The organism is Psychromonas sp. (assembly GCF_047632955.1).
In the GTDB taxonomy this organism is placed as follows: domain Bacteria; phylum Pseudomonadota; class Gammaproteobacteria; order Enterobacterales; family Psychromonadaceae; genus Psychromonas.
In genome coordinates this window covers 40,447-51,711 of the sequence record NZ_JBLIED010000025.1, presented here as the reverse complement: position 1 = coordinate 51,711, position 11,265 = coordinate 40,447, and the positions used below count along the sequence as shown (strand labels likewise).

Sequence of the window (11,265 nt, the reverse complement as noted above, 5' to 3'; positions counted from 1 at the left end):
AAGCTCCCTAAAGGGCCGTTGGAGACTACAACGTTGATAGGCAAGGTGTGTAAGTGCAGTAATGTATTGAGCTAACTTGTACTAATTACCCGTGAGGCTTAACCATACAACACCTAAAGCGTGTTGGCTTGACCAAATAAGTAGAGTAAATCAGAGAATGTTATTAACATTCTCCTTGAAAACTCGACGGGTCAGGTAAGTAACCAAGACAAAGAAATATGCTTGCGAAACATATTTTACAAAGATTTACGATTGCTTGATTAAAAACAACAACAAAACCAGCTTTTCTAATTAACTTTTTTGTCTAGTAAACATAGCGCTGTGGTACCACCTGATTCCATTCCGAACTCAGAAGTGAAACGCAGCTGCGCCGATGGTAGTGTGGGGTCTCCCCATGTGAGAGTAGGTCATTGCTAGACTCCTAATAAACGAATAATCCCTGTTGACTACGTCAGCAGGGATTTTTTCGTTTAAGCGCTTGTGGTGATGACTCTTAGATGGGGAAAGGTTAAGAGTACCAACGAAGTTGGTTTCAACTCATGTGATAGTAGGGCGAATTTTGCGACAGCAAAGTATCATGAGCGGATGAGCTCTGCGAACCCTGTTCCATCGCCAGTATTCCGCACAAGCTAAGCAATTAAATCCAGATAAATCCCTATTGACTGACGTCAGCAGGAATTTTTTCGTTTAAGCGCTTGTTCTGATGACTACTCGAACATCGGAGATAAAAAGTATGCCGCAGGGCGAGTATCGCAGCAGCGATGGTTCACGGGCGGGGGAACTCTGTGTATTACGAGCGGGCTCTGCGTGCCCTGTAGAATTGGCGCCAGCCAAGGTTTAAAAGCGAGTGAGCTCTGCGAACTCTGTTCTATCGATATTGTATTGCACAAGCTAATCGCCAGTTTTTATACTAAACGCATTAATAAAGTGATCTGATTTGCTATTTAAAATTAATCATAAATTTAATGGCTGTCTTATTTGAACGCCAACTAGCACCAACCATGACAACAAACGCATAGCTCGTAGGGTGCATTCTATGCACCAATTTTCGCTGCTCGCGGTGCATAGAATGCAACCTACCGATAACACCATATCAAATGCATTAATAAAGTGATTAGATTTACTATTCAAAATCATACCGACAGCTTTGTGAGCGTAAATTTTTCCTTTGAAGCAACTGATCATAAATTTAATGCTTTTGGTATTGCACAAGCTAGGCAATAAAATATATTCACTCTTATTTGGGTTGTTGCGGCTGAAACACTTTTAAATTGATGACCGGGTATTTTAAAAAGGAAGGTTAATTGGAGTGAGTTTAGTTGACCACGTTAAACGTTACAAAAAAAGGGATCCACATCGAATCCCTTTTTGTTCAATAGATTGTTGTTTTTATAGAATGTAGCGGCTTAAATCTTCATCTTCCAACAAATCATCTAATCTTTCAGCAACATAGTTTTCATCAATGGTCACTGATTCACCCTGGCGTTCTGACGCTTCATAGGAAAGTTCATCTAGAATACGTTCTAATAATGTGTGCAAACGACGTGCGCCTATATTTTCGGTCGTTTCGTTTACATGCCAGGCAGATTTAGCAATTTTATCTATGCCGTCTTTAGTAAATTGAAGCGTGACACCTTCGGTTGCTAATAGGGCCTGATACTGCTCACTTAAGGAAGCTTTAGGCTCGGTTAATATTCTCGCCAGATCTCCTTCTGTCAGTGCTTCTAATTCAACTCTGATAGGTAAACGGCCCTGTAATTCAGGAATAAGATCTGAAGGTTTAGCAATTTGGAATGCACCCGATGCGATAAATAACATATGGTCAGTTTTCACCATGCCATGCTTAGTGCTAACGGTAGATCCTTCAATTAAAGGTAATAAATCTCGTTGTACACCTTCTCTTGATACGTCAGGGCCGGAACTATCACCACGTTTACAAATTTTATCTATTTCGTCGATAAAGATAATACCGTTATTTTCAGCAGAAAAGAGTGCTTTTTCTTTAAGATCTTCTTCATTCACTAATTTTGCAGCTTCCGACTCGATCAGTAATTTTAACGCCTCTTTAATTTTCATTTTGCGTTTTTTAGTTTGATCTTTACCTGACATATTTTGAAACATGCCTTGTAACTGATTGGTCATCTCTTCCATGCCGGGAGGCGCCATTATTTCCACCCCGATTTGTTGCATAGGCAGATCTATTTCAACCTCTTTATCATCCAATGTACCTTCACGCAGTTTTTTACGGAAAGACTGTCTTGCTGCGCTATCTTCTGTTTTAACATCTTCCCAATCATTGCCTGTTTTGGCAGGTGGAATAAGTATATCTAAGATACGATCTTCAGCTAAATCTTCTGCTTTATGGGTAACCTTTGCCATTTCTTCTTCGCGTGTCAGTTTAATAGCGACATCAACGAGATCACGAATGATCGATTCTACTTCTTTACCAACATAACCCACTTCAGTAAATTTAGTAGCTTCAACTTTTATAAACGGCGCATTAGCGAGTCTTGCTAAACGGCGGGCAATTTCTGTTTTACCTACGCCGGTAGGACCGATCATCAAAATATTTTTTGGAGTGACCTCTTGACGAATATCTTCATCAAGTTGCATACGGCGCCAGCGATTACGGAGTGCAATTGCAACCGCTCGTTTGGCATTGTCTTGGCCAATGATATGGCGATCTAACTCATGTTTAATTTCTTTTGGTGTCATGTTTGACATAGTTATGTACCCTATTTTTTACTTTTTGTAGTGATTTCATCAGGGAAATCAATGCATTCAATGGTTTGTGTTGTATTTGTAAAAACACAAATACTGCCGGCTATAGTCAATGCTTTTTGAACAATTGTTTTCGCATCTAAATCGGTGTTTTCTAACAATGCTATCGCTGCCGACTGTGCAAAATTACCACCAGAGCCGATTGCTATCAGATCATTTTCAGGTCGAACCACATCACCATTACCAGTAATAATATAAGAAGAGTTTTTATCCGCCACCGCTAATAGTGCTTCAAGTTTGCGCAATGCGCGATCACTTCGCCAGTCTTTCGCTAATTCGACCGCCGCACGTTCAAGATTCCCTTGATGTGCCTGCAGCTTAGCCTCAAATCGCTCTAACAGCGTAAATGCATCTGCAGTGCCGCCAGCAAAACCAGCGATTACTTGATTGTTATAGAGTCTGTGTACTTTACGCGCGTTACTTTTCATAACCGTATTGCCAAGAGAAACTTGGCCATCACCACCAACAACAACTTGGTTGCCACGACGTACTGAAACAATGGTAGTCATATTTTTACCTTAAAAGTGATAAATAGAATGGGCCGTAAAAAATAGGCTCTTATTAATACATAATATATGTGGGGGATAATTGTTTTTTTCAAGGGGTGTGTAAAGCGAAAAGGACAACTTTTTGTTTGTTCATTTTTTTTATTAGTCTCCTGCTACTCATTATTTAATACTTGCCACCGATGCGCGGCGTACCAGAGTAGGCATAAATAATCGGTGTTGTTTTTGGTCTGCTTCTTGATTGTTGGCTAATTGCAATGCCATCTTAACTGCTTCGTTTGCCATCACTTGAATCGGGTAGCGGATGGTTGTCAGTCGCGGATAGATAAAACGTGCAATGTGGCTATCGTCGAAGCCAATTACCGACATATCTTCTGGAATTCGCACTCCGTTTTCTTGAAGCAAAACCAGACAACCTGCGGCCATTTCGTCGTTGTAGGTGGCGATGGCGGTGATCGGGGTGTTTTTTGCGATAAGGTTAATCATTGCCTGCTCACCACCTAGCTCGTCAGGCTCACTGTACTCTATGTATTCATCTCTTGCTTCAATACCGTTATCACCAAGAGCATCGAGATAGCCGGCTTTGCGATCATGAGCGTCTTCAATATCATGGCTAGAGCAGATATAAGCAATGTGTTTGTGACCATTACGAATCAGATACTCGGTTGCTATGTAGGAGCCTTTGTGGTTATCCAAAGCAATACAGCGGGAGGCAATGTCAGGAACAATACGGTTAATTACAACCATTCCAGGTATTTCAGCAGCGAGACTGGTCAGCTCTTGATCTGACAGGCCTTTACTATGAATAACCAGAGATTTACAGCTGCTGTTGATCAGTAAATTTATAGCATTCCGCTCTTTGATTGCATTATGATAACCACTGCCAATCAAAAGCTGTTTTTGTTGTTCACTGGCGATTTTTTCAATCGCTTTCACCATGCTGCCAAAGAAGGGAGCTGATACGTCATTAACCAGCACACCGATCGCATTAGAAGACTTACTGACCAGTGATCTGGCATGGGCATTGGGCCGATAACCGAGTTTTTTTATCGCTTTTTTGACCGCGATAATAGCTGATTCACTGGTATGGGGGGCGTTGTTAATGGCTCTGGATGTAGTCGCTATTGATACACCTGCTTCTTTTGCGACGTCTTTAATAGTAGCCATAGAATCCTCTTAATTATATTAGCAGCTAATTAAACAATGGATATGGTCAGAAAACAAATGTTAAAAGAACGTTTTGTGTCCTGAGGTCAATGTATTGCTTGAAATGACATATTGCAGTTTAGAATGATTGCCAACATAGATAATACAATCAAAATCCTCGTCAGGAAACGTTTCCATTGTCATGAAGTAGATCACTGAAACTTTTATTCTTTTCTTTAGTATGCGGGTGATTTTATAATTTAAGGTAGAGCGTGATGATTGAGAAAAAGCTGATTGAGCTGACCGGACAACAAACCCAGCTAATTATAGAGTTGGGAGAATACGCTGAGATTTTACATTGGGGAGCACCGATAAAAGGTGATCTGGCCAGTTTTCGTATGGCGCTGCAACGGCCAGTGCCATACGGCCGGTTAGATACTGATATCGCAATGACATTAAGCCCAGAGCTTGGTCGTGGGATTTTCAGCAGTCCGGGTGTAGAAGGGCATCGAGCCGGTATGGATTGGGCTCCGGTTTTTATGATTAAAGAAATTAATCAAGAAGATCAAGCGCTGATAATTATCAGTGAAGATACGCAGGCAGGACTGCGCCTGGTAACCGAGCTTTGCTTGGATGCCTATGATGTGCTTAAAACCCGTCAGACACTGACAAACATCAAAAACGGTGTGTACCAGGTGAATCGTTTAGCAAATACTTTGCCTCTACCTGCTCGTGCTAATGAATTAATGACCTATTACGGTCGTTGGGTTCATGAGTTTCAAACGCTACGTCAACCATTGTTGCAGGGGGGTTATCAGCAGGAGAATCGTCGTGGTCGAACATCACACGAACACTACCCTGCGCTAGTTGCTGGAACGACGCACTTTGGTGAGCTTTGTGGAGATGTCTGGGGTTTTCATCTTGCCTGGAGTGGTAACCACAGACTTCGTGTTGATGTAAAAGCAGACGGCCGCCGTTTTATGCAGGCCGAAGTGATTTATATGCCGGGAGAAGTATCGTTAGAAAAAGATCAAAGCTTAACCACGCCTTGGTTATATGCAAGCTCGAGTCATCAAGGCTTGAATGGTATGAGTCAGCAGTTCCACTCTCATGTGCGAAAAACCATTTTACCAAGCGACTTTGCCAATCGACCACGACCAATTCATCTCAATACTTGGGAGGGCATCTACTTCGAACACGATCCGGAGTACATTATGGCGATGGCCACTCAGGCGGCTGAAATGGGTGTTGAACGTTTTATTATCGATGATGGTTGGTTCAAGGGACGCAATGGAGATACAGCCGGATTAGGGGACTGGTTCCTTGATAACGGTAAATATCCTAATGGATTAAAGCCAGTGGTCGAGCATGTGAACTCACTGGGAATGGAGTTTGGTCTGTGGTTTGAACCGGAGATGATCAACAAAAACTCTGATCTTTACCGTCTTCATCCTGAATGGTTATTAGCGTTGGATGGATACCAGCAACCAACTGGGCGTAATCAGTATGTCATTGATTTACAAAATGAGGAGGCTTTCACCTATCTTCTGGGCAGGTTGGTTTATTTTCTTGGAAAATACAATATTGCCTACATTAAATGGGATATGAACCGCGAGGTAGTACAGCCTGGTCACTTAGGTAAAGCGGCAGCATATCAACAGGTTGAGCGCTATTATCAGCTGATCGATAAGGTTCGAGCGGAGCATCCTCTGGTAGAAATCGAGTCTTGTGCTGCCGGCGGTGGGCGAATTGATTTTGAAGTACTGAAACGAACTCAGCGCTTTTGGCCGTCAGACAATAACGACGCATTGGAGCGGCAGAGTATTCAACGCGGAATGAGTTACTTTTTCCCGCCGGAAGTGATGGGCAGTCATATCGGTGCGAGTTATTGCCACAGTACTCGCCGTCGACACAGTATTGAATTCCGCGGCTTGACGGCGTTGTTCGGTCATATGGGCATAGAACTGGATCCCGTGAATGAAAATCAGGAAGAGAAACAAGGTTTTGAGCGCTATATTAAACTGCACAAAATGCTTCGGCCGCTATTGCATAATGGCCAAACATGGCGTGTTCCAAGTGACGACCCGGCTCATCAGATTCACGCGGTGATTGCACAGGATAAATCCGAGGCTGTTGTTATGATTGCGCAGTTGGCTATGCCGACCAATGCCTTGAGTGGTCACCTGCGGATACCGGGTTTGGACGCAAAGGCCCTCTATCATATTTCAGTCATTGATAAGCCGGCAGACTATGATGAAATAGTCAATTACCAGCCCGTATGGACAGAATCTGGTTGTAAGTTATCAGGGTCCTGGTGTGACGAAGTTGGTTTGACTATGCCTATTCTTGATGCTGAGAGCGCTATCTTGATTAAATTTGAGCGGATCTAATTAACGAAACTACCGATATATGAGGTTATATACAAATTAACCGGTTATTTTTTTAAATAACCGGTTTTTTTTATTCTTTTTTTTCCCATTTTGTATAAATATGTAATCGTTTTCATAAAAAACCTCTGTAAAACTGTGACCCTTGTTGAAAAAAAACCCTGTTTTTCGCTTATTAAGTTGCAGTAAATGTTCTGCGTCACGTTTTTTAATTACTTTATGGAAACGTTTCCTCTAAACGGTTGTTGATCACAGAAATACTTTCAGTGAGCAATTAAGATCTTCTTATCAATTTAATAAACAACAAGGTCAGTGCTGCTGAGTCTAGTTAGACAAACAGTAACTAGCCTAAAGGAAAACATTATGTCTGAAAACATTACACTGCAAACCAAATTGTCCTATGGTGTTGGCGCTTTAGGTAAAGACCTTGCCTGTGCGCCAATCTATATTTTCTTAATGTTCTATTTTACTGATGTTGCAGGCTTGTCTGCGGCATTTGTGGGTACTATCTTTCTTGTGGCTCGAATTCTTGATGCGGTTACTGACCCTATGATGGGTGTTATTGTTGATAATACGCGTTCAAAAATGGGTAAATTCCGCCCCTGGATCCTAATTGGTACAGTTTTGAATGCAGGTGTTTTGATTGCACTTTTCTGTACGCATTACTTTGAAGGTACGGCGTTATATATTTACGCGACTGCAGCATACATTTTATGGGGATTGACCTACACCGTTATGGATATTCCATACTGGTCGATGATTCCTGCACTTTCAAGCTCACGTCAGGAACGGGAAAAATTAGTTGTTTGGCCACGGCTTTTCGCTAGCCTTGCATGGTTTGTTACTGGTTCATACGGTCTATATTTCGTCAGTGTATTGGGAGATGGCGATCAAGGGGAGGGATTTTTCAAGGCATCTATTGTGATTGCTGTTCTGTTCATACTCAGTGCTCTACTTACCGTTCGTAATGTAAAAGAAAAGACCGTAGCGGTCACGGCTAAGCCAGCAGCGAAGTTCAATTTTAAAGATGTTTTGGCCATTGTGGGTAAGAACGATCAGCTAAAAGCGCTAATTGGTACCGTATTGTCTTTTCAGGTTGCAAATATGTTGGTTGGCGGCTTTGCTATCTACTACTTCACTTATGCGCTGGGTAATCCCGAACTGTTTCCTATTTATATGATGGTAGCGGGTGCAGCAGAAGTGGCGGGTGTGTTCTTCTTTCCCCGTTTGGCGGCATTTCTACCGCGTAAGAATCTATGGGTAGTTGCTTGTGGTTTTCCTATCCTTTCTTGTCTGGTTTTACTGGCAATGAGTATTATCACACCCGGAAATGTGCTGTTAATTGGTTTGGCTGGAGCCGCGATTAAATTTGGTGTTGGTATTGCAAATGCACTGCAAACCGTCATGTTAGCTGACGTTGTTGACTACAGTGAGTACAAAACAGGCCGCCGTACTGAGAGTGTTATTTTCTCTGTACAAACCATGTTGGTGAAATTTGCCGGTGCAGCAGGTGCTTTCATCGTTGGTATGGGTCTGACGGTTGTCGGTTACGTACCTAATATAGTGCAGTCAAGCGACACTATCATGGGTATCCAGATAATGATGATTGGTCTGCCAATCCTACTGATGACAATCAGTGGCATTGTTTACAAACGTTATTACCATCTCCATGAAGGTTTTAATGCTAAAGATTATGAAGAAAAAGCAGAGAATGTTCCGCTAGAGGGGATTCCAGCAGAAGCTTGATAAAGTACTTTTTTCTACTTGCTTTAAACCTGAAGAAGTTATTCATTTAAAAAAAAGCCATTACTACATAGTAATGGCTTTTATCTAAGCAAATTTAAATAGCGTTTCTACTCTAACCTGCATCTATAACAATCTACCTTAATATACAAAAATCAGCGAGTCGAAAGGCTGAGGCTGTTTGCCTTCCAACTACCTTATCAGTGACTCATATAGAACAACTTATCCGCTCTTTCTGCCCAGCCGGCAGAAAATATAATATCCAGTTATGATGACATCAAAGGTTAACAGTTCCGAGCAATCATTTTATTAACGCCAGAACCAAATTTGGCAGCCATTGATTTTAGCGCGTTGCAGTTTATGACGGTGTTTTTCCGCCAGTCTTTTACGTTCATAGGGCCCTAAAATAACCCGATACCAGTTACCTGTTTTTTTTACTTCGGCGGTTAAACCCTGAAATGCAATTTTAGCCTTGAGTGATTCAGCATCACCCCTTGCGCGGAATGAAGCACACTGCATTTGATAAGGTTGGCTTTCGCTTTTATCTTCGGGAATATCAACGGTTATTTTCTTTGTCTTAAGAGTATTTTCATATTCCCAGACAGGTTGAGGTTTTTCGGGTAAAACTTCCTCTTTTTTCTGTACAGCTTTATTAACTGTTTGCACAGCGGGCGGTTTTTCAACCCCAAACATAAAAAAACTAATAAACCCGATGATCAGCACAACTGCTAAAACTGCTAAATAGGGGATACCTTTATTAGCTGCTGTTTGCTTCACCGCCGTGCGTTTACGCGCGGAGGACTTTTTGGGACCTCCTGCTTTAGAAGGTTTTCGTCTGTTTTGGGTTGCCATAGATTACATGCGCTCCAGAGTGTTAATTCCCAGTAGTGACAAACCTTGCTTAAGGGTTTTAGCGGTTAATCCGGCTAGTTTCAGGCGGCTCTGTTTTTGTGTTTCGGTTTCCGCAATCAAAATAGGGCAAGCCTCGTAAAAGCTTGAAAAGAGCCCGGCGAGTTCAAACAGGTATGAACATAAAAAGTGTGGCATACCCTGTTTAGCAACCTGATTAATAATTTCATTAAATTGGATCAGTTTATTAGCAAGATCTATCTCTTTCTCTTCGCTCAAAGAAACCGCCGCAGTGACACTGTCCATTTCGATTCCGGCTTTATTAAAGATACTTACAACACGTGTATAAGCATAAAGCAGATAAGGTGCGGTATTACCTTCAAAACTTAACATACTGTCAAAACTGAAAGTATAATCACTGCTACGGTTTTTAGAAAGATCGGCATATTTAACCGAAGATATACCCACCACCGACGCAATATGGCGAAGTTCCTGCTCAGGCATCTCTTTATTTTTTTCTTTGACTAACTCATAAGCGCGCACTTCTGCCTCTGTGAGTAAATCAGCCAATTTGGCAACCGACCCTGAACGGGTTTTAAAGGGACGGCCATCTTCACCCATTACGGTTCCGAAGGGCATATGTTCAAGTGATGTTTTGTCATTAACAAAACCCGCCGAACGGGCAACTTCAAAAACCTGCTGGAAGTGTAATCCCTGACGGGCATCGACAAAATAAAGCATGCGATCGGCATGCAGTTCATTTTGGCGGTAACGCATCGCGGCAAGATCCGAGGTTGCATAGAGGAAACCGCCATCTTTTTTCTGAATAATAACCGGTAGCGGGTCACCTTCTTTATTTTTAAAGTTATCCAAAAAGACACATTTAGCGCCCTGGCTCTCTTGTAATAAACCTTGTTTATCAAGATCAGCAACTATTACCGCTAACTGATCGTTATAGCTACTTTCTCCGCGAACGTCTGCACGCGTCAGGCTTACACCTAAACGCTGATAGGTTTCTTGACAGTGTGAAAGACTGGTTTCATTAAATTGTGCCCACAGTTTTAAACACTCTTTATTGCCGCCCTGAAGCTCAACCACTAAATGTCGTGCGCGGGTTGCAAAATCTTCTGATTCATCAAATCGCGCTTTTGCGGCACGATAAAAGACTTCTAAATTAGCCAGGTTATTTTCAATTGGCTGACCTTTAGCCCGTAACTCTTCCATATAAGCGAGCAACATACCAAACTGTGTACCCCAATCTCCCACGTGGTTCTGACGGATAACTTTATTGCCTTGAAATTCCAAGGTACGCGCGACGGCATCACCAATAATCGATGAACGCAGGTGACCAACATGCATCTCTTTAGCCAGATTTGGCGATGAATAATCGATGACGATGGTTTGCGGATTAGCTTCTGCCGATAGATTTAATTTTTCATTCGAATAGGCACTATCAATCTGCTTTTCCAGAAAGTTAGGGTTAATAAAAAAGTTAATAAATCCAGGTCCCGCTATCTCCATTTTTATGACTAATTCTGATTCAGGCATGTTGGCAACTATCAGTTCAGCAAGATGACGCGGATTTTGTTTGGCAGGTTTTGCTAACATTAATGCTAAATTATTCGCGTAGTCGCCGTGGGATTTATCTTTGGTGCGATCAATATTGATGCGAGGCTGGATATCCGCAGGAATAATTTTTTGTTTTATAAGGCAAACGATAGCTTGCTCGAGTAGTTGCTGGATATGCGCTTTCATAGATAAATCACCAATTGATACGGGCCAATAATTAAGCACAGATTCTACCGTTTATAAGAGATGAAGACTAGGGAAAGGGCTTTTAAATAAATACTTCG

The 11,265-nt window shown here is 41.9% G+C and carries 7 protein-coding genes and 2 rRNA genes; 4 read left to right on the top strand and 5 right to left on the bottom strand.

The window, feature by feature from the left end:
* Positions 1 to 106, top strand: a 23S ribosomal RNA gene (locus ACJAZP_RS14045); the annotation flags it as partial.
* A 197-nt stretch (positions 107 to 303) separates the two neighbouring features.
* A 5S ribosomal RNA gene (gene rrf / locus ACJAZP_RS14040) occupies positions 304 to 419 on the top strand.
* A gap of 970 nt (positions 420 to 1,389) precedes the next feature.
* Here rrf and hslU read toward each other — a convergent pair.
* The 3 genes from hslU to ACJAZP_RS14025 all read right to left on the bottom strand — a co-directional run bounded on the left by hslU (position 1,390) and on the right by ACJAZP_RS14025 (position 4,454).
* Positions 1,390 to 2,724, bottom strand: a complete 1,335-nt coding sequence (gene hslU, locus ACJAZP_RS14035) for an HslU--HslV peptidase ATPase subunit (protein ID WP_415231365.1) — start codon at positions 2,722 to 2,724, stop codon at positions 1,390 to 1,392.
* Between the two features lie 11 nt (positions 2,725 to 2,735).
* Complete coding sequence (gene hslV / locus ACJAZP_RS14030) at positions 2,736 to 3,290, bottom strand: ATP-dependent protease subunit HslV (RefSeq protein WP_415231364.1); 555 nt, start codon at positions 3,288 to 3,290, stop codon at positions 2,736 to 2,738.
* A gap of 159 nt (positions 3,291 to 3,449) precedes the next feature.
* Positions 3,450 to 4,454, bottom strand: coding sequence for a substrate-binding domain-containing protein (locus tag ACJAZP_RS14025; RefSeq protein WP_415231363.1), 1,005 nt, complete (start codon positions 4,452 to 4,454; stop codon positions 3,450 to 3,452).
* A gap of 254 nt (positions 4,455 to 4,708) precedes the next feature.
* Between ACJAZP_RS14025 and ACJAZP_RS14020 the strand changes: the two genes are divergently transcribed.
* Together ACJAZP_RS14020 and melB are read left to right on the top strand one after the other, a co-directional pair.
* Positions 4,709 to 6,823, top strand: a complete 2,115-nt coding sequence (locus ACJAZP_RS14020) for an alpha-galactosidase (protein WP_415231362.1) — start codon at positions 4,709 to 4,711, stop codon at positions 6,821 to 6,823.
* 360 nt (positions 6,824 to 7,183) lie between these two features.
* Complete coding sequence (melB, locus tag ACJAZP_RS14015; protein WP_415231361.1) at positions 7,184 to 8,566, top strand: melibiose:sodium transporter MelB; 1,383 nt, start codon at positions 7,184 to 7,186, stop codon at positions 8,564 to 8,566.
* A 306-nt stretch (positions 8,567 to 8,872) separates the two neighbouring features.
* Here melB and ACJAZP_RS14010 read toward each other — a convergent pair whose 3' ends face one another.
* Together ACJAZP_RS14010 and argS are read right to left on the bottom strand one after the other, a co-directional pair.
* Positions 8,873 to 9,415, bottom strand: a complete 543-nt coding sequence (locus ACJAZP_RS14010) for an SPOR domain-containing protein (protein ID WP_415231360.1) — start codon at positions 9,413 to 9,415, stop codon at positions 8,873 to 8,875.
* 3 nt (positions 9,416 to 9,418) lie between these two features.
* On the bottom strand, positions 9,419 to 11,167 hold the full coding sequence (argS, locus tag ACJAZP_RS14005) for an arginine--tRNA ligase (protein ID WP_415231367.1): 1,749 nt from the start codon (positions 11,165 to 11,167) through the stop codon (positions 9,419 to 9,421).
* Positions 11,168 to 11,265 lie beyond the last annotated feature (98 nt).

Coding starts and splice junctions, on each gene's coding strand:
- hslU (WP_415231365.1), bottom strand. CDS start 2,724: ATGTCAAACATGACACCAAAAGAAATTAAACATGAGTTAGATCGCCAT.
- ACJAZP_RS14020 (WP_415231362.1), top strand. CDS start 4,709: ATGATTGAGAAAAAGCTGATTGAGCTGACCGGACAACAAACCCAGCTA.
- argS (WP_415231367.1), bottom strand. CDS start 11,167: ATGAAAGCGCATATCCAGCAACTACTCGAGCAAGCTATCGTTTGCCTT.
- melB (WP_415231361.1), top strand. CDS start 7,184: ATGTCTGAAAACATTACACTGCAAACCAAATTGTCCTATGGTGTTGGC.
- ACJAZP_RS14025 (WP_415231363.1), bottom strand. CDS start 4,454: ATGGCTACTATTAAAGACGTCGCAAAAGAAGCAGGTGTATCAATAGCG.
- hslV (WP_415231364.1), bottom strand. CDS start 3,290: ATGACTACCATTGTTTCAGTACGTCGTGGCAACCAAGTTGTTGTTGGT.
- ACJAZP_RS14010 (WP_415231360.1), bottom strand. CDS start 9,415: ATGGCAACCCAAAACAGACGAAAACCTTCTAAAGCAGGAGGTCCCAAA.